This is a genomic window from Tsuneonella sp. HG222, from assembly GCF_053819185.1.
This window is the reverse complement of sequence record NZ_JBSOQZ010000001.1, coordinates 815,769-834,041: the sequence shown is the minus strand read 5'-3', so window position 1 is coordinate 834,041 and position 18,273 is coordinate 815,769. Positions and strand designations below refer to the sequence as shown.

Here is an 18,273-nt window from a genome sequence, read left to right as displayed (position 1 = left end):
CAACCTAGCGCCTCGCCTAGGTCCGGCAATGGCCGGGCGCTAAAATCAGTTGTTAGCGCCGCAAGGCGCCCTATCGTCGCGCGCATGCCGCAAGCGCCGCCCCCGGAAGACGCCAGCTGGACCAGTGCGGGTCTGGGCAAGCGCGAAGCGCTGAAGGAATGGCGCGAGTGGGCGGCGAGCACGATCGCCCCGATCGAGGTCACCGTGTTCGACCAGGAGAGCTTCGCCGCGCGCTGGGTCAGCCACGGGGTCGGCCAGTTGCGCCTACTCCACCTCCACGCACCGGCCCAGCGGGTGACGCATACCGGGGCGGAAGGGTCGAGCGGGCGCGCGGCCCCTTCGATCCAGCTGGTCTACAACATCAGCGGGGCGTCCAAGACCTCGATGGAGGGGCGCCGCTTCACGCTCGAGGCCGGGCAGTTCGTCCTGCTCGACAACACGCGTTTCTACCAGATGGAGATGGATACCGAGCACGAGGTGGTCGACCTGATGATGCCGCAGGGCTGGCTCGAGAAGTACCTACCCGATCCAGGCGTGCTGCTCGGCCGCCCGCTGCCCGCACACGAAGGCTGGGGCGCCCCGCTCGGCGCGCTGCTCGACACCATGCTGACCGACCTCGACCGCGCACCCCTGCCCCGCCCCCTGATCGCCGAGCAGGTCGGCCACCTGCTGGGCCTCGCGACCGGCTTCCCCGATGCGGCGGGCGGGACCCGCCATCGGGGCCAGCTCGCCCGGCAGATCCTGCGGCGGATCGAAAGCGATTTCGCCGATCCCGAGCTTTCGCCGGAATCGGTCGCCCATGCGCTGAGCATCTCCAAACGCTATCTCCAGGCGCTGCTGGCGGGCAGCGGGACCAGCTTCGTGCAGGAACTGAACGCCGCCCGGCTCGACCGCGCGAGCGACCTGCTGGCCGACCAGCGCGCCGCCGGGCTGCCGGTGGCCGAGATCGCCTATCGCTGCGGCTTTCTGGACGCTGGGTACTTCGCCCGCCTGTTCCGCAAGCGGTTCGGCATCACCCCGCGCGAGTGGCGCGCGGGCCACGCCCCGCAAAGCTGACAATCAGACAAAACAACCTGCGCTTTTGTCCTATTGCACTTGCGCATGAATCCTTGGCGCAGGCGCCGCGACTGGCCTAGGCTGCGGGTACTGAGGATGTTTCCGGCAGACGCCGACAACGGCGCGCGGGTTCCCGAACGAGAGGCTGTCTTCCATGTCCGAGAAATCGTTTCCCCTTCCCAGTTCAATCGAGGTCGTGCCGGGCACCGAGGCTGCCCAGGCGGGCTTCCCCTACTACACCCAGTTCGAGCCGGAGGACGACGCCAAGTTCTGGTTCTACAACTCGATGCACTTCCCCGAGCCGATGCATCATTTCGACATGATCACGGCCGAGGCCGCCTATGTCGCGATGGGCGCGATGAACACCCGGATGCACGTGCTGCCGACGGCGAAGGGCGTGGACCACCGGATCATCAACGGGCGCGTCTATATCGGCGGCGTGGTGGTGACCGATCCCGACGAGATCGCAGAGCGGGTGAACGAGTTCCAGCAGCGGGCCTTCTGGTACTACGAACACTGGGACGATCTGTACGATCGGTGGAAGGACAAGATGAAGGCGCTGATCGCGGACGCCCAGGCGCTGCCCAGCCCGGAACTGCCGGACTACGAGCCGCTCGCGACCTTCAAGGAAGGCAATGCGGTCCCCAAGAGCCACGACCTGCTGAAGATCTACCAGCAGCAGATCGAAGGGTACCACCGGATGTGGCACCACCACTTCGAATTCCTGCTGCTGGGCTACGGCGCCTACATGACCTTTTTCGATTTCTGCAAGAAGGCCTTCCCGGAGATTTCCGACCAGGCGATCAGCCGCATGGTTGCCGGCATGGAAGCGGAGATTTTCCGTCCCGACGAGGAGGTGAAGCGCCTGGCGCGCCGCGCAGTTGAACTGGGCGTGGATCACCACCTGATCGACAACATGAACATCGACGACGTGCTGGCCGACCTGGACAAGGTCGGCGCGGGCAAGGAATGGCTCGCCGAGCTGGAGACCAGCCGCAACCCGTGGTTCAATGTCAGCAGCGGCGACGGGTTCTACCACTATCACCGAAGCTGGAACGACGATCTCAGCCTGCCGTTCGCGGCGCTTCCCGGCTATATCGAGAAGATCAAGGCCGGCACCAATATCGAGCGTCCGACCGCCCAGTTGATCGAGGAGCGCGAGCAGCTGGTGGCCGATTACCGCGAGCTGCTGGAAACCGACGAGGACCGCGCGACCTACGACCAGCTGATCGGCCTGGCCCACCGCGTGTTCCCCTATGTCGAGGGGCACAAGTTCTACTGCGAGCACTGGTACACCAACCTGTTCTTCAACAAGATCAGGGAGTTCGGCCGGCTTCTTGCCAAATACGATTTCTTCGGTCCCGATGGGCGCGAGGGGGACATCTTCCACCTGACCCAGTACGAGGTCGAGAGCGCGATCATCGACCTCATGCTGGCTTGGGGCGTCGGCACGGTGCCGCGCGGGGTCAAGCACTGGCCGCCGATCGTGGCGGAGCGCAAGGCGGCGATCGCCGAATGGGACAAGCATACCTGTCCGCCGGCGCTGGGCGCGGTGCCCGATGCGATCGACGATCCGGCGATCAATATGCTGTGGGGCATCACCCGCGAGAACCTCGACAAGTGGCTCGACGACGGCAGCGAGAACGACCGCGAGCTGAGCGGGTTCGCGGCCTGCTCGGGCGTGGTCGAAGGCACCGCGCGGGTCGTCAGGTCGGTCGCCGAGATCGGTCGCATCCAGCAGGGCGACATTCTCGTCTGCCAGGTGACCAATCCCACCTGGAGCCCCATCTTCCAGAAGATCGGCGCGGCGGTCAGCGACATCGGCGGCAGCATGAGCCACATGGCCATCGTGGCGCGCGAATACGGCCTGCCCGCCGTGGTCGGAACCGGCAAGGCGACGACGATGATCAAGGACGGCCAGCGCATCCGCGTCGACGGTGGGCGCGGCACGGTCACGATCCTCGACGATGCCGGCATCGACGAAAAGCCGGTGCTGGAGGACGCCTGATCCGATGACCGACGCAGTGGCGTGGTTCCGGGACGTCGGCATCGCCGACCGCCCGACCGTTGGCGGCAAGGGAGGCTCGCTCGGCGAGCTGGACGGCGCGGGCATCCCGGTGCCGCCGGGCTTCGTGGTCACGACCGCGGCGTTCGAGCGGTTCCTCGCCGCGCTCGAGGCGCGTGAGCCGATCCGGCCGCAGGTCGAGGCGCTCGATCCGTCCGACATGGGCGCGGCGACCAGGCTCAGCGAAACGCTCCGCCGCCGGGTGGAGGGCGAGCCGATGCCGGCCGACGTCGAGCAGGCGCTGCTCGCGGCCCACGCCGAGCTCGGTGCCGAGGCGGTGGCCGTCCGTTCGAGCGCGACGACCGAGGATGCCGAAGACGCCAGCTTCGCCGGGCTGCAGGACACGTTCCTGTGGGTTCTGAGCGCGGCGGACATGGTGGCCAGGGTGCGCGAGTGCTGGGGCAGCCTCTATTCGGTCGAATCGATGACCTACCGCCGCAAGCAGGGCCTGCCCGAACACGGCGTGGCGATGGCCGTCGTGGTCCAGACGATGGTCGACGCGCGCTGCGCCGGGGTGATGTTCACCCGTTCGCCCACCAGCGGCGACAAGTCGGTCATCACGATCGAAGGCGCTCCGGGCCTGGGCAGCGCGGTGGTCTCGGGCGAGGTGACGCCCGACCGCTGGGTCATGGGCAAGATCACCGGCGAGATCAGCGTGCGCGACATTTCGGACAAGCTCGCACGGCAGGTCATGGCGCCGGGCGGCGGGATCATGGAGATCGCGAACGAAGGCGACCTGCGCACCGGCCCCTGCCTGTCCGACGAGGAACTGCAGAAACTACGCGACATCGGCCGCCGGGTGGAGAAACACTACGGCAAAGCGCAGGACATCGAATGGGCGTTCGACCAGTCGGGCGAACTGCTGCTGCTGCAGTCGCGGCCGGAGACGGTCTGGGCGATGAAGGATGCCTCCAAGCCCGTCGCGGCGCCGCAGGCCAATCCGCTGAGCCACGTCCTGGGCATCTTCAATTCGGGCCCGCGCAAATGAGCCTGACCGCGGCGGACGTCGCCGAAATCGCCCGCCTGCTCGACGAATCCAGGTTTTCCAGCCTGACGCTCGAGATGGGCACGTTCAAGCTCAGGATCCGCCGCGACGGCCGCGGCTGGGCGCCTATTGCCGACGAGCAGCCCGACGAGGGAGCGCAGGCGGCGCCCGCTGCCGCGCAGGCCCCTGCCCCGCCGCTCTCGCAGGAAGCCGGCGCGGCGCGCGCGGGCGAGGTCGACGTGCCGGCGCCGCTGCTCGGCAACTTCTACTCCTCGCCCCGCCCCGGCGACCCGCCCTTCGTCGAGCCCGGCGACCGGGTGAAGGAAGACACCACCATCGCCATCATCGAGGTCATGAAGCTGATGAACCCGATCCGCGCAGGCGTTTCCGGCACCGTCGTGGCGATCCTGGCCGAGAACGGAAGCGCGGTCGAACAGGGCCAACCGCTCTTGCGCGTGAAGGTGGGCTGACATGGCAGACCTCCAGATCGTCGAGACATCGCTGCGCGACGGAAACCAGTGCCTGTGGGGCGCGCTGGGCATCGACACCGCCAAGACGCTGACCATCGCCCCGGCGATGGAGCGGGCCGGCTATCGCGCGATCGACTTCACCACCAGCACCCACATGGGCGTGGCGGTCCGCTACAAACAGGAAGACCCGTGGGAGCGGATCCGCGGGATGGCGGCGATCTGCAAGGACACGCCGCTGCAGTTCCTTTCCACCGGCTTCCGCTTCATCGCCTGGGAGACCGCCAGCCCCGAATTCATGGAGCTGGCGTTCCGCACGCTGGCGACCAACGGCATCCGCCGCTTCGCCCTGGCCGACCCGAACAACGACGCCGACAGCAACGTCGAGGTGGCCAGGCTGGTCAAGCGCGCGGGCGGCGAGCAGGTGGTCGGCGCGCTGGTGTTCACGCTCAGTCCGATCCACGACGATGCGCACTATGCCGCCGCCGCCCGCACGATGGCGGCCAGCCCCGACATCGGCTCGCTCTACATCAAGGATCCGGGCGGGCTGCTCTCGGCGGCGCGGGCCCGCACGCTGATCCCGGCGATCCTGGCCGAGATCGGCGACAAGCCGCTCGAGCTGCACAACCACTGCACCACCGGCCTGGCCGAACCGACCTGCCTCGAGGCAGCCGATCTCGGCGTGTCGGCGGTGCAATGCGCCAGCGGCGGCGCGGCCGACGGGACGAGCAATCCGCCGATCACCCGCATGATCGCCAACCTCAAGGCCATGGGCCACACCGTGGCGATCGACGAAGACGCGGCCCGCGAAGTGGCCGAATACTTCACCGCGCTGGCCGAGGCCGAGGGCCTGCCGACCGGGCGCCCGATGCACTTCGACGCGGCCTATCTGCGCCACCAGCTCCCCGGCGGCATGGTCGGCACGATGCGCCGCCACCTGGCCGACCACGGCGTGCCCGAGCTCGAAGCCCGCGTGATCGACGAGATGGGCACGGTGCGCGAAGAGCTCGGCTGGCCCATCGTGATGACGCCCTTCGCGCAGATGCTGCAGACCCAGGCCATGCTCAACGTGACGGGCAAGGAGCGCTACGCCGTCATCCCCGACGAGATTATCCGCTACGCCCTCGGCCGCTTCGGCCGCCCCAACCTGCCGATCGCCGACGCCGTGATGGACCGCATCATGGCCAATCCGCGCACGAAGGAACTGCAGGCCGAGCCGGGGATGGCGGAACTGTCCGACCTGCGAAAGCGCGTCGGCGCCAACCTGTCGGACGAGGAATTCCTGCTGCGCGCGACCATGCCCGCCAACCTCGTCGATGCCATGCGGGCCAAGGGCCCGGCCGAACAGCACTACGACCCCACGAGCGTGCCGGTAATGAACCTGCTGCGCAGCCTGCTCGCCCGCACCGATGTCGACGGGCTGACCATCGAGAAAGAGGATTTCAGGCTGGAACTGGAAGCATGAGCGCCGCACCCGCCACCCCGCCGCGGGGCTTCATGTTCGATCTGGACGGGACGCTGATCCTCAGCGACCGCAAGCTCGGCGGCTACACCGTCATCCCCGGCGCCGTGGAGCTGCTGAACGAGCTCGAACGGCGCGGTGTGCCCTTCCTCGCCCTGACCAACGGCAGCGCCTATCCGGCCAGCGTCCAGGGGCCCAAGCTGCGCGCGGTGGGCCTGCCGATCGCCGACGAGCGGCTGTTCACGCCCAACTCGGTCGCCGCGAAGATCTTTGCCGACAATGGCCACGAGCGCGTGCTGGTGCTGGGCACCGACGGCGTGGTCGATGCGCTGGAGATGGAGGGCATCGCCTGTTGCCGCCCGGGCAGCGAGGCAGCGAACTCGGCCGATGCGGTCTACTCCGCATGGCATCCGGACTGCACGATGGACGATATCCATGCCGCCGCCGGGCGGGTCATGGCCGGCGCGCCCTTCTACACCGCCAGCGACGTGCCCTTCTTCGCCACCAAGGACGGCCCGGCCTTCGGCTATTCGTGCGCGATCAACGGCGCGGTGGCGCGGGTCACCGGCGTTGAGCCGCAGGTCACCGGCAAACCCAGCCAGTTGGCGATGGCCTTCGTCGCCGCCCGGCTCGGCCTTGCACCGGCGGACATCGCGGTGGTGGGCGACGATCCGAAGGTCGAGACCGAAATGGCCCGTGGCGGCGGCGCGATCGGGGTGGGCGTCACCAGCGGCACGACAGATCGCGCCAACTGGGCCGCCCAAACACCTGAAAGGGCGCCGGATTACGTCATCTCCAGCGTCGCCGAACTGCTCGGCGGCGGCTGGCTGGATTGACGACACCCCGCCTCGGCTTTTCGGTCGACGCGCTTTTGCCCAAGGCGCGCGGCGGCGGACTGCTCAAGATGGGGCTCGTCCGCCTGAGCGACGAGGAATGGCTGCAGCCCGATCCCGACTTGGCCCTGCGCGCCGCCGCCTTCGATGGCGATCCGCAGGCCGTGCAGGTTATGCCCGAGGGGCGGGAGGCGAGCGAAGAGCTGGCGGAACTCGTCGGGATCGCGGGCGGAATCCAGCAAGCGGCGCGATCGCACTGGGAGGACATGTGCCTGCTGGTGCCGGGCCCCGAAGGCTACGTGCTGGTCGCCGGGGCGGTCGCGTTCCCGACCGACTGGAGCCTCGCCGACAAGATCGGGCTGCCGCTGGGCGGGGTCCATGCGCCGATCCACGGCTATGCCGAGCAGCTTTCCGCCGGGGTCGACCACTTCATGGCCACCCTGGCGCAGGGCGCCATTTTCGGCCGCGCGAATTGGTTCGTGGTTGCGGATCGATCGCTTCGTTATCGGCCTGACACACCGGCCGAACAGCGCTTCGCCCATGTGAGCGCGGAGAATGCCGGCGAGACGCTGTTCGTGCGCAGCGAGCGGCAGACCCTGCGCCGCCTGCCGCGGACCGGCGCCATCGTGTTCACGATCGGGGTCTACCTCGCCCCGCTCAGCAGCCTCTCGCCGGCCAACGTCGCCAAGATCGCCGCCGCGGTCGGCGCGCTGGGCGATGGCGAGCACGCGCGGCGCGCGGCGCCGCATTATGCCGCGCCGCTCAGCGAATGGGCGGCGCGGCGCCTGCGCAGCTAGAACGTGCCCTTGACCAGCAGGCTGAAGATCGGCCCGATCAGCTGGTCGTGCGACTGGTGGTATTCGAGCGGATCGCTCAGCCGGCGCCCGTCGTACTTGTCGCGCTCCACCCGGTGGCGCGCATTGAAGATGTTGCCCGCCGTGGCCCGCACGGTCAGACCGAACACGTCCTTGTGCTCGATATAGGCGTTGACGAACCACGGGCCTTCCCAGTTTTCGCTGATCTCGGTCAGGTAGACGTAGGGCGCGTTGCGCGAATTGCTGCCGCTGAAACCGTAGGCGATATCGCTGCCGGGAATGTCGTGGCGGAACTCGGCCCCCAGGAAATGCGCGAAATTACCGCTGATCGGGCGCTTGAGGCCCGAGAGCGGATCGCGCACCCGGCTGCGTTCGAGCTTCACGTCGGTATCGAGCTTCGCCCCGCGCAAGCCCAGCGGCGCGAGTTCGATGGTGTTGTGCCAATCCACGCCCATGCGCCGCGCGCTGGGCAGGTTTCCGACCGCCTCGTCGTCCGGCCCCAGCGGGATGGTGTCGACGATATCCTCGATCCAGTGATGGTACACCCTGAGCCGGGTCTTGCCCCACGGGCCCAGCGTCTTGCCCACCTCGGCCTCGACCTGCCAGCTCTGCGGCGGCACGAGGTCGGGGTTGCCGGTGCTTTCGCGTTCCTGCTGCAGGTTGGGTTGCGAGAGGAAATCGTAGAAGCTGATCTGGCCCACGCGGCGATTGAGCCGGAGGCTCGCGTCCCACCCTTCGGCGGGGCGCCAGCCGAGCGTGACGCTACCCTTGGGGCGGAAGAACTTGCGCGGTGGGATATCGCCGTCGACCCGCGCCAGCTCGGAGATCTCGGCCCCGCCCGCGACCTGCAGGTCGAGCGTCGGACTTAGCGAGCGGCTCCAGGTGGCGATCCCTTCGTAGCGGGTCTCGGTCACTTTTCCGCTGCCTTGCGGATAGGGCACTTCGACGAAGTCGCCCGCGGTATCGAGCACGAACAGCCCGCCGCGCTGGTCGAGCGAGTTGAACGCCCGCTCGAACGAAATTTGCCAGTCGTTCGCGCCGCCCTTCCAGCCGTATTCGGCGCGGAAGACGGTTTCGGCGATGCGGCTGTCGCGCACGAAGCGGCTACCGGTGTCGGGCGATCCGTCGGCGAAGGAGTCGATCTGGGTGTAGGTCACCGGCTCCTTGTCCCAGTGCCGTACGCCGATGAGCTTGAGCTTACCCGGCCCCACGCCGAATGTGTAATCGCCGCTGATGTCATAGTACCAGCCCACCAGCCGGGTCCGGTTGCTGCGTTCGTAGGCGATGCCGCCGACAGGGTAACGCTGTTCGATGACCGAGGTGGGGTTCCAGTAGGGCGTATAGCCGAGCGTGAGGTTGCCTACCGAGTCGCCCGGCCCGTCGATGCCCAGCTTGACCTGGAATGTGACCAGGTCGCTTTCCGAATGGAAGATCTGGTCGCGGGTTTCGATGATTTTCCCCGCCGCGTCGGTCAGCACGATCGGCCCGCCGAACGCCCCGCGCCCCGCCTGGTCGCGGACCGACAGCGTGTAGTCCAGCCAGCCGCTCTTGCCCGACCAGCTGGCGTTGCCGCGAAACAGGTTGGGCTTGGCATAATGCGCCCGGATGTCCGGGTTCCATTCGAACTGGCCGCTGGATGCCTGGTCCTGCTTGACGATGACGTTGGCGACCTGGCCGGCGAGCCCGGCGATGCCCAGCGTAGCGGCCTCGACGATCTCGATCCGTTCGACGCTGCCGGCGGGCACCTTGCGCAGTTCGTCGAGGGCGCCGCCCGACTTGTTGGCGATGCGCTGGCCGTTGATCAGGACGTTTTCCGATGCCTGGCCCAGCCCGCGATCGGTGTTGGCCTGGCGGATCGAGAAGCCGGGCACCTGGACGAGCATGTCGTACGCCGTCTTGGGCGAGAAGCGAACGAAGTCCGCCGCCGTGAACACCCGCGCTCCGGCGCCGGTCTGCACGGCGGGAGGGCCGGGATCGGTGCCTTCCACCTGCGGTTCCGGCTGCGTCGGCGATTGCGCCGCGGCAGGCACCGCCACTGCGGCCGCGAGAGCCAGCGTTGCGACCCTGGTGTACATCATCATTCTCCCACCGCCGCGAGAACGCGGTCCATTTTCGTTACGTATTCAGGGGTCACGTCGAGCGCGCGCAGTTGCACGGCGTCGTCGAGCGACAGGTTTGCCCGGCCGACCGCAGCCATTCCGCTCAGCCATTCGCGGTCGACCCCGACCGCGCGGGCGGCGACGAGATCGTCCTCGCTGGCATCGTCGAGCGCCATGCCTGCGGCGCGCAGCTCGGCGAGATAGGCGGGCGTCAGATCCACCGCCTTCGCCCCCACGAGGTCGTCGAGCTCGTCGAGGCGCAGGCCCGCATCGCGCAGCGAGGCCGCGAATCCGGCGGTCACTTCGAGGGCGGCTACGGCGATCACGTCGCCGAACTCGCCGAAGCGGTATCCGGCGCGCTCCAGTTCCTCGACCTGTGCGGCTTTGGCGTCGACCAGCGTCGCCGCCAGCATCTCATCGTCGTCTTCGGGCGCGATGCCCTTGGCCTCGAACCGGGCGGCGAACCCCTGGTCGGGATCCAACCGGCACGTGCCCGAGGCGCGCTGCGGCGCGGTAACGGTCCCGTGGCAGGCGAGGGTTCCGGCCTCGCGTGCCACGGCGAAGGAAATGGACGCGCCGGGACTGGCGAGCGCGGCCAAGGCCTCCGAATCGAGAAACTCTCCCAACCGGGATGTGGAGAAGAGGCCGCGCCGGTCGGTGCGGGTGAACACCACCTGCGCCTCGCGCCAGCCGGCCTCCGGGCTCTGCGTGTAGGTCCAGTGGATGTCATCCATCGCGCGGTAGTCACGGGCGGCGAGCGGGGCGGGCTGCGGCAGGCTGGTCACGGTGGCGAGTCCGAGGACGGCAGTGGCGACAAGGGGACGAAGCATGGGTTCTCTCCTGGTGGATTTCAGGCAAGCCGGGGGCGTGTCCCGCAGCGCGGGATTTTCGCGGTAACAGTGGGCGTGGGTGCTAGGGCGTCAGGTCAGTCGGGCAGGGAGGCAGGCGGCGCGGGACTGGCTATCGTGGTTCCGTTGGGCAGCGTCATGGCCGTCGCGCCGCTCGGCGACACGGCGATCGTGCTGCCGTTCGGCCGCGCGACCACGGTGGCGCCGTTGGCGGCGATACTGACCGAGCTGCCGTTGGGGCGGGTTATCGCGACCGGCTGTCCCGGGCGCCCGCGCAAGTGCGACGACATGACCCGCGCTTCGACCACATCGTCGGTATCGCGCGCCGACATGCCCTGCCGGCGCATCTCGCGGACGAATTCGGGCGTGACGCCAACCGCCTTCATCTCGCTGACCGCTTCGGCATCCGCGCCGGGGAACAGCGCGCGCATTTCGCGGGCGAAGGCCAGCGTCACGCCCACGGCCTTGAGCTGCGAGATGTCTTCGGAGCCGGCATCGCGGAACAGCGACTTCATCTCGCCGAAGTAGGCCGGGGTCAGGCCGATGGCCTTGGCCTCGACCACATCGTCGAGCGAGGCCGACCGGTCCCACCCGCGCACGGTGCGGGCGAATTCCGGGGTAACCCCGACCGCCTTGGCCTCGAGCAGTTGCTCCATGTCGGCATTGGCAAAGCCTGCATCGCGGATCGAGGCGATGTATTCGGGCGTCATGTCGAGCGCCTTGTAGGCGACGAGATTGTCGATTTCCTGGCTGGCGCGGCCGTGGTTGGCCTCGTCGCCGCCGATGACGAGCGGCCCGGTTCCGGCATCGACGAAGGGCAAAGCGGCCACCGCGTCGCTGGCGGCGCGCTCGATCGTCTTTTCGATCAGCTTGCCCGGCATCTTCTCGTCGAGGTGATTGGCCACCGCGTCGCTACCGGTGAAGATGGTCTCGCCCGGGGCCTTCGCCGCGGGATCGAATGCGGCGAGCGGTGCCGCGACCAGCACGAGCGCGGTCACACAGATCGCCGACCAGGTGTTGCCGGCGGGGCCACGGGCGATGTCTCGGTCGAGCACGCGCGTGATCCGCCGCTTGAGGCTGTCCTTGGCCGGCGCCACGCCGTGCGCGGCGATCAGCATGGCCTTGTTGTCGTGCCGCGCCGCGTTGACCAGCAGGCTGGCATAGGCGGCATCGTCGACCTCGCTCAGCAGCACGGCATCGTCGGCGGCTTCCTCGCGCAACTGGTGCGCCTCGCGGGCCAGCCGCCAGACCAGCGGGTTGAACCAGAACAGCGCGCAGGCGAGCCGGGCCAGCAGCAGCTTGGCCCAGTCGAGCCGCGCGACGTGGGCGAGTTCGTGGGCGATGATGGCCTCGGCCTCGCCGGTCGCGTCGACGGTATCGTCGCTCAGCAGGATGATCGGGCGCATCAGGCCCCAGCTTACCGGGGAGCGCAGTTCGGGGCTGACGAGCAGCGCGGTGCCGTGCTTGAAACCCATGCGCCGCTGCGCCTGCGCCAGCGCGGACAGCCAGGTGGAATCGACCAGCACCTGCGCGCGGCGGTGCATCGCGCCCAGCCGCACGACGGCGATCAGCATCGTCAGCAACAGCAGGGCGGCGGGCAGCAGGTAGACCCAGACGGCCAATTCGCCCGCATCGGGCATGGTCGACGGCGTCGCGGCGGCCGTGGCTTCCAGCGGCGCAGATGTGGTCGCGCCCTCGTCCGGACCGGGGGCGTCGGCCAGCACCGGAAAGGCCACCGGCCCGTCGAGCGAGGCGGGTTCATCCGCCGCGATCGCCATGTCCTTGGGCAGCGGGTTCCAGCTCGGCAGCAGGAACGTCGCGGCGGGCAGCAAAACCAGGCCGAGCAGCCCGAGGTGCGCCAGCCATGACCGTTGGGCGGCCGAGCGTATGCGCGCGAACCGCAGGACCAGCAGCATGCCCCCGGCCAGCAGGGCCGACTTGAGCGCCAGTTCGATGAGCAGTGCAGCGGTCATCATTTTGCGTCCCTCCCCTTGCGAGCTTCGGCAATCAGCCGCTCGAGCTCGTCGAGATCCTCGTTGCCGAGATTGTCCTGCATCCCGAGCAGCGCGGAGACCGCGCCGACCGGCGAGTTGTTGAAGAAGGTCTTCACCACCTGCCCCAGCGCCGACTTGCGCGCGGCGGTCTCGGGCACCGCCGGGGCGTAACGGAAGCCGGCCTCCGACGGTTGCCGGGCGACGAAGCCCTTGTCCTCGAGCCGCTTGAGCATGGCCCGCACAGCCGAGCCGCTGACCTCGTCGTCGAGCGCGGCACAGACCTCGCCCACCAGGCTCGGGCCCTGCTGGTAGAGAATGTCCACGATCTGGCGCTCGCGCGGCGGAAGGGCAGAAAGCATCGAACGAATCCTCAAGCTACATTTGTAGCGTCGTGCTACATTTGTAGCGTGAGAATGTCAACCGATGCCAGAGCCCGCCCGACGAACGGCATACGGCGCTCGTCGGGCGACGCGCGGCCGGAGTTGGACGCCCACTGCGGGGCGCCGGTCTTCAGCCTGCAGGGGTGAGGTCGCGCACCCGCTCGCCCGTGGGGGCCACGACGCCGTTGGCGAGATAGGCCTGGAGCGCGTCGAGATCGCCCCCTCCGTCGCCTACCGGCTTGGCTTCCGCGAAACCGGCGAACCGGTCGCCGCCGCTGGCGAGGAAGTTGTTGAGCGCCACGCGGTAGGTCCGCGCCGGATCGATCGGCTTGCCGTCGACGGTAAAGGCGACGATCCGCTGCCCCGCCGGGCGCGACCAGTCGTAGCTGTAGGCGGCATTGGCCGAAGGAATAAGCAGCGCCCGGTTGCGGCCGTCCTGCGTTTCGGCCTGCCCGAACACGTCTTCCAGCGTCGCCAGGAACTGCGCGCCGGTGATCTCGATCACGCTCACGCTGTTGCCGAACGGCTGCAACGAATAGGCCTGGCCGTAAGTGATCGATCCGTCGGCCGCCGGGGTGAACGGCGCGCGCACCCCGCCCCGGTTCATCACCGCGAAGTCGACATTCGGCGTCTGCGCCCGCGCGGCCGCCAGTTGCGCGTCCGCGATGATGTTGCCCAGCGTGCGGATGTCGGACGCGCCCGTCAGGCGGCCCACGATCTTGCGGGCCTCCGGCGCGACCGCCTCGGCGTAGCGGGCGACCAGCGCCGCCACGTCGGGCTGCTCTCCGGCGTCGGCCCGCACCGCACGGTTGGTGGCGGCAAACGCGGTGACGGTGTCGCTGGCCGGATCGACGGTGATCCGGATGTCCGTGACGAAAAAGCCGTACTGCCCCGCGCTCGTCAGCAGGCGGCGCGATCCATCGCTCGCCGCGACTTCGCAGACGTAGGCGTTATGCGTATGCCCGGACACGACCAGCCTGATCGAAGGATCGAGTCGCTCGAGCACCGGCAGCAAAGCGCCGCTCGCCTGCGGGCAGGCCTCGCCCTCGTTCCAGCGGGGCACCGTGTCGAGGCCCTGGTGGAACAGTACGACGACGGTATCCGCCCCGGCCGAGCGAAGCTGCGCCGCCGCCGCGTTGGCGGTGTCGGCCTCGTCGAGGAAATCGTAGCCCGCGGTCCCCGCCGGCGAGACGAGGGTCTTGGTTTCGCGCAGCGTCATGCCGACGAACCCGACCTTCACCGGGCCGAAGGTCTTCATGAAGGTGCCGGGAAACAGCGTCTTGCCCGCCTGGTCCACGACGTTGGCGGCGAGGTAGCGGAAGCCAGCCCCTTCGAACGATCCGTCCAGCCCGCACGGCTTGCGCAGGCCGACCAGCTTGCCGCCGTTGCAACCGCCGTCCTGCATCCGGCGCAGTTCGGTCGCGCCCTTGTCGAACTCGTGGTTGCCCACGCTGGCGACTTCGAGCCCAACGCGGCTCAGCGCCAGGATCGTCGGCTCGTCGAGGTAATAGGCGGAAACCAGCGGGCTCGCCCCGATCAGGTCGCCCGCCGCCACGGTGACGCTGTGCGCCTGCCCTTCGCGCAGAGCCGACAGGGTTGCGCCCAGCCGGGCCGCTCCGCCCAGCGCTTCCTTGCGCGATGCGCCGCCGGCCACGCTGTAGTCGACGTTCTCGATCGGCACGATGTTGCCGTGGAAATCGTTGAGGGCGAGGATCTGGATGGCCTGCGGCGCAGCCACCTGCGGAACCGTGGCGCAGCCCGCCAGCAACGCAGCGCCGACCGCCCCGAAGGCACAGCGCAGCGCCCGGATCGTCAGAGCCATTCAACCCTCCTCATGCACATGAAAAAGGGGGTAGCAGCCCCTTGCGGAACCGCTACCCCCGTTTCGTTTCGGACCTGGCTGCAATCAGAATTCGAAGCGGATGCCCACGCGGATCTGATAGAGCGACTGCTTGCCCTGGTTCTGCACCACGATGTTGGGATCCGAGTAGCTCGAATACCGGTACTGGGCGCAGGTCTGCGTCGTCACCGTGTTGATCTGCGCCGAGGTCGGCGAGGTGCCGGTGGCCACGGGGGCGCTCAGGCACTGCACGTTCACCACCGGGGCGAAGTAGGCGAAGGCCACCTGGCGCTGCACGCCCCAGTCGCTGTCGAGCAGGTTGAGCACGTTCTCGATGTCGCCGAAGACCTTGAACCGCGCACTGCCGAAGAACGCCGGGATTTCCTGCTCGGCGTGGAGGTCGACCTTCCAGTAACCAGGCGAGGTGCCGAGGTTCTTGGGGGCGATCGCGCCGCGGTAGTCGGACAGCTTGGTTCCGCTGATCAGCGCATCGAGCGCGTCGCGCGTCGCGGTGCTGTCATAGGAGACCAGGGCGTCCGTGGTGCCGGTCGGCACGTAGAGCAGGTAGCGCGAGTTCGAACCGTTCGTGCCGAACACCGCCGCGCGGCCGGTGGCCGGATCGCGCATGGTGTAGCTGAACGGACGGCCGTTGCGCCATTCGCCGAACAGCGAGAAGCGGGTCTCGTAGTCGCCGAAGAACGCGTGCTTGTAGTCGAAGTTGAGCTTCACCGAGTTGGTGAACTCGTAGATCGAACGGCCGTAAGCGGCATTGTTCGGATCGGCCATCGCGGCGTTGCCGTAGAGCGAACCGGCGGTCGCCGAAGTGATCGGGTTCACGTCCTTGATATCCGAGCGGGTGTAGCTCGCGCCGATGCCGAGGCCCCAGTCGAACTCCTTCTCGAAGCGAACCACGCCGACGATCGAACGGCCCTGGTCGGTCGAGGTCAGGATCAGGTCCTGGTTGGTCTGGTTGGTGTCGCCGGCCAGGATGCCCTGCGTGGTGCGCGCATACCGCGGGCGCCCGTCGGGCAGCGTGCCGATCACGACCGAACGCGCATCGACGTAGGTGTTTGCAGCGATCGTCCGCCCGTAAAGCAGGTCGGCGCCGAACAGCCAGCCGTCGCCGAGCGGGCCGAGGTCCGCGTCGTAGCTGGCCGACAGGGTCGAGCGCCACTGCGAGGGCAGTTCGTAGTCGGGGTCGATCGCGTTGACCGGCGCGGCGGCCAGCGAACCGATGTTGGTCGTCAGGAACTGGTCGACGACGCTCGGGAAGTCGCTGCCCGAGATGTTCGTCAGCGCCGCGTTGCAGAACGCCAGGGTGCCGCTGTTGCAGGTGGCGGCGGTGGTGGTGCGCTGAATGTCGATCGCGTTGGACAGCTGGCCGGTGTTGGAGAAGCTGTTCGACAGGAAGACGTCCGGCGCGCCGCCGGCGAACTTGCCGACGCCGCCGCGCAGGATGAAGCGGCCACCCGGATCCCACTCGAAGCCGATGCGGGGCTGGAACACGCCGAGACCGGTGAAGGTGTTGGTGTTACCGTAGCCGACGCGGGCGACGAAGTTGGGGTTGAGCGGGATCAGCGATTCAGTGTCGGTCAGGTCGTAACGCGCGCCGATCGACAGCTTCAGGGCGTCGGTCGCCTGCCAGTCGTCCTGCAGGCCGATGGTGAAACCTTCGGTCGAGAACTTGGCCGCGGCGTCGTTGGCATCCAGGCTCGGCACGGCCGAGGCGAAGCGCACGCGGCTGGCGATGCGGTTCTGGAAGTCGGCGATCGAGTCGAAGTAGATGTCGCCCGTCGCACGCTGCAGGAACAGGTTGAACGTCTTGGTCTTCGAATAGCCGAGCAGGCCCTTGAAGCTGTGGTTGCCGGTTTCGAAGCGCGGCGTCAGGTCGATCGCCAGGTTCTCGGTGTTGAGGACGTTCGCCTGGCGGCTGATGTCCGGCCCGAAGAAGAAGCGCGGGTTCGACGTGATGGTGTTGCCGCAGCTGGTCAGCGTGTTGCCGATCGCGCTGTTGTTGATCGACGTGGGATCGGTGCAGACCTCGAACTGGGCGAACTGGTCGCCGAACGGGTTCTGGCCGCGGTTGTAGTCGCGATAGGCGACGCGCAGTTCGGTCGACAGGGCATCGGTCCACTGCGAGTTGAGCTGGAACGACCCCGAGTTGATCTCTTCGGTCAGTTCGTAGCCGTTCGACTGGAAGCCGAGGGTCGGGCCGGTCACGCTGGTGACGTTGTTCTGCGAGATCTGCTGGTTGCCGACGTTACGGATGTAGGTCAGCGCCACGCGGTGCGCATCGCTGACGTTCCAGTCGAGCTTGGCGACGATCTTCTCGTCTTCCTCGGCGGCGCTGGAGAAGATGCCCAGCGTGTCATAGCCGTAGACCGAGTTGGCGATCGAGGAGATCTGGCTGGCGAGCGCGGTGGTGACGCGCGGGATCGGCACCGCGAAGCCGGCGTCGCCCGGGCCTTCGTCGATGGGATCGGATTCCTTGAGCTTCTCGTAAGCGACCGCGAAGAACAGGGTGTCCTGGATGATCGGGCCGGACAGGAAGCCGCCATAGGACTTCGAGGTGAAGTCCAGGCTGACGGGCGTACCGGCGATGTTGTCGCCGGTCAGCTTGTCGTCCGAATAGGTGTAGAAGGCCGAGCCGGTGAAGCGGTTGCCGCCCGAACGCAGCACCACGTTGACCGCGCCGCCCTGGAAGTCGCCTTCCGATATGTCGTAGGGCGCAACCTTGACCGAGAGCTGCTCGATCGCGTCGTAGGGAACCGGGCCGCGGCTGGTCGGCAGGCCGCCGTTGTTGATGCCGAAATCGTCCGACAGCTGCACGCCGTCGACCGAGAAGCGGTTGAGGCGGCCGTTCTGGCCGGCGACCTCGATGGTGCGGGCGTTCGAAGCGTCGATGGTGACAAACGCGTCGCGGCGGGCGATGTCGCGGATGTCGCGCGAAACCGAGGCGACGCCTTCGATCTCTTCGCTGGTCATCACGGTGATCGGACCGGTCGAGGTTTCGCGCGCACCGGCGAGGTTCGAAGCGGTGACGACGATCTCGTTAGCCGCCTGCACTTCGATCGGCAGGCGGAAGGACTGCCCGGCCTGAAGGTAGAGCTCGTCGACCTGGGTGGTCTCGTATCCCGAAGCGTCGACCGTCACCTGGAACGGACCGCCGACACGCAGGCCGCTGGCCGCAAAGTTGCCGTCCGCATCGGTCGTGGTGGTCTGCGTGGTGCCCGAGGGCACGTGCGTGACGACCACGGTCGCGCCGGCAACCGGCGCACCGGCCGCGTTGACGGTGCCGCGCACCGACGAAGTGGTTTCCTGGGCGGCAACCGGTGCGGGAAGAGCCACGGCGGCGGACAGGCTGACGACGCTGGCGGCCAGCAGATACTTGAGCTTCATGTTTTCGAAGACCCCGGTTTTGGAGAAACG

General features: G+C 68.1%; 13 protein-coding genes. 7 read left to right on the top strand and 6 right to left on the bottom strand.

Going from position 1 to position 18,273, the window contains the following annotated elements:
- Positions 1 to 84 precede the first annotated feature (84 nt).
- From ACWPMZ_RS04125 to ACWPMZ_RS04095, 7 genes are all read left to right on the top strand, one after another.
- Entirely contained in the window at positions 85 to 1,056 is a 972-nt protein-coding gene (locus ACWPMZ_RS04125) for a helix-turn-helix domain-containing protein (RefSeq protein WP_455702743.1), read from the top strand.
- Positions 1,057 to 1,210: 154 nt separating this feature from the next.
- Positions 1,211 to 3,064 carry a PEP-utilizing enzyme gene (locus tag ACWPMZ_RS04120; RefSeq protein ID WP_455702742.1) on the top strand — a complete coding sequence of 618 codons (1,854 nt, stop codon included), beginning with the start codon at positions 1,211 to 1,213 and terminating at the stop codon, positions 3,062 to 3,064.
- Between the two features lie 4 nt (positions 3,065 to 3,068).
- Complete coding sequence (locus tag ACWPMZ_RS04115) at positions 3,069 to 4,109, top strand: PEP/pyruvate-binding domain-containing protein (protein WP_455702741.1); 1,041 nt, start codon at positions 3,069 to 3,071, stop codon at positions 4,107 to 4,109.
- Positions 4,106 to 4,576, top strand: a complete 471-nt coding sequence (locus ACWPMZ_RS04110) for an acetyl-CoA carboxylase biotin carboxyl carrier protein (RefSeq protein ID WP_455702740.1) — start codon at positions 4,106 to 4,108, stop codon at positions 4,574 to 4,576. The genes ACWPMZ_RS04115 and ACWPMZ_RS04110 overlap by 4 nt, the downstream gene beginning before the upstream one ends.
- Position 4,577: 1 nt before the next feature.
- Positions 4,578 to 6,038, top strand: a complete 1,461-nt coding sequence (locus ACWPMZ_RS04105) for a biotin carboxyl carrier protein (RefSeq protein WP_455702739.1) — start codon at positions 4,578 to 4,580, stop codon at positions 6,036 to 6,038.
- A complete protein-coding gene (locus tag ACWPMZ_RS04100) occupies positions 6,035 to 6,871 on the top strand; it encodes an HAD-IIA family hydrolase (protein WP_455702738.1) in 837 nt (278 codons plus the stop codon). Before ACWPMZ_RS04105 ends, ACWPMZ_RS04100 begins: the two co-directional genes overlap by 4 nt.
- Positions 6,868 to 7,665: a heme-dependent oxidative N-demethylase family protein gene (locus tag ACWPMZ_RS04095; RefSeq protein ID WP_455702737.1), complete on the top strand. Its 798-nt coding sequence runs from the start codon at positions 6,868 to 6,870 to the stop codon at positions 7,663 to 7,665. Before ACWPMZ_RS04100 ends, ACWPMZ_RS04095 begins: the two co-directional genes overlap by 4 nt.
- On the opposite strand, the gene ACWPMZ_RS04090 is transcribed toward ACWPMZ_RS04095, so the two are convergent.
- The 6 genes from ACWPMZ_RS04090 to ACWPMZ_RS04065 all read right to left on the bottom strand — a co-directional run bounded on the left by ACWPMZ_RS04090 (position 7,662) and on the right by ACWPMZ_RS04065 (position 18,243).
- Positions 7,662 to 9,764, bottom strand: coding sequence for a TonB-dependent receptor plug domain-containing protein (locus ACWPMZ_RS04090; protein ID WP_455702736.1), 2,103 nt, complete (start codon positions 9,762 to 9,764; stop codon positions 7,662 to 7,664). The genes ACWPMZ_RS04095 and ACWPMZ_RS04090 overlap by 4 nt on opposite strands.
- On the bottom strand, positions 9,761 to 10,612 hold the full coding sequence (locus tag ACWPMZ_RS04085) for a hypothetical protein (protein WP_455702735.1): 852 nt from the start codon (positions 10,610 to 10,612) through the stop codon (positions 9,761 to 9,763). Before ACWPMZ_RS04085 ends, ACWPMZ_RS04090 begins: the two co-directional genes overlap by 4 nt.
- 95 nt (positions 10,613 to 10,707) lie before the next feature.
- Positions 10,708 to 12,606, bottom strand: coding sequence for a M56 family metallopeptidase (locus ACWPMZ_RS04080; RefSeq protein WP_455702734.1), 1,899 nt, complete (start codon positions 12,604 to 12,606; stop codon positions 10,708 to 10,710).
- Entirely contained in the window at positions 12,603 to 12,983 is a 381-nt protein-coding gene (locus ACWPMZ_RS04075) for a BlaI/MecI/CopY family transcriptional regulator (protein ID WP_455702733.1), read from the bottom strand. The genes ACWPMZ_RS04080 and ACWPMZ_RS04075 overlap by 4 nt, the downstream gene beginning before the upstream one ends.
- A 151-nt stretch (positions 12,984 to 13,134) precedes the next feature.
- Positions 13,135 to 14,826, bottom strand: coding sequence for a bifunctional metallophosphatase/5'-nucleotidase (locus ACWPMZ_RS04070; RefSeq protein ID WP_455702732.1), 1,692 nt, complete (start codon positions 14,824 to 14,826; stop codon positions 13,135 to 13,137).
- An 84-nt stretch (positions 14,827 to 14,910) separates the two neighbouring features.
- Positions 14,911 to 18,243 carry a TonB-dependent receptor gene (locus ACWPMZ_RS04065; RefSeq protein WP_455702731.1) on the bottom strand — a complete coding sequence of 1,111 codons (3,333 nt, stop codon included), beginning with the start codon at positions 18,241 to 18,243 and terminating at the stop codon, positions 14,911 to 14,913.
- Positions 18,244 to 18,273 lie beyond the last annotated feature (30 nt).

Excerpts from the sequence above, each read along its gene's own strand:
- ACWPMZ_RS04075 (WP_455702733.1), bottom strand. The coding sequence starts at position 12,983 with ATGCTTTCTGCCCTTCCGCCGCGCGAGCGCCAGATCGTGGACATTCTC.
- ACWPMZ_RS04110 (WP_455702740.1), top strand. The coding sequence starts at position 4,106 with ATGAGCCTGACCGCGGCGGACGTCGCCGAAATCGCCCGCCTGCTCGAC.
- ACWPMZ_RS04125 (WP_455702743.1), top strand. The coding sequence starts at position 85 with ATGCCGCAAGCGCCGCCCCCGGAAGACGCCAGCTGGACCAGTGCGGGT.
- ACWPMZ_RS04070 (WP_455702732.1), bottom strand. The coding sequence starts at position 14,826 with ATGGCTCTGACGATCCGGGCGCTGCGCTGTGCCTTCGGGGCGGTCGGC.
- ACWPMZ_RS04100 (WP_455702738.1), top strand. The coding sequence starts at position 6,035 with ATGAGCGCCGCACCCGCCACCCCGCCGCGGGGCTTCATGTTCGATCTG.
- ACWPMZ_RS04065 (WP_455702731.1), bottom strand. The coding sequence starts at position 18,243 with ATGAAGCTCAAGTATCTGCTGGCCGCCAGCGTCGTCAGCCTGTCCGCC.
- ACWPMZ_RS04090 (WP_455702736.1), bottom strand. The coding sequence starts at position 9,764 with ATGATGATGTACACCAGGGTCGCAACGCTGGCTCTCGCGGCCGCAGTG.
- ACWPMZ_RS04080 (WP_455702734.1), bottom strand. The coding sequence starts at position 12,606 with ATGATGACCGCTGCACTGCTCATCGAACTGGCGCTCAAGTCGGCCCTG.
- ACWPMZ_RS04085 (WP_455702735.1), bottom strand. The coding sequence starts at position 10,612 with ATGCTTCGTCCCCTTGTCGCCACTGCCGTCCTCGGACTCGCCACCGTG.
- ACWPMZ_RS04105 (WP_455702739.1), top strand. The coding sequence starts at position 4,578 with ATGGCAGACCTCCAGATCGTCGAGACATCGCTGCGCGACGGAAACCAG.
- ACWPMZ_RS04115 (WP_455702741.1), top strand. The coding sequence starts at position 3,069 with ATGACCGACGCAGTGGCGTGGTTCCGGGACGTCGGCATCGCCGACCGC.
- ACWPMZ_RS04120 (WP_455702742.1), top strand. The coding sequence starts at position 1,211 with ATGTCCGAGAAATCGTTTCCCCTTCCCAGTTCAATCGAGGTCGTGCCG.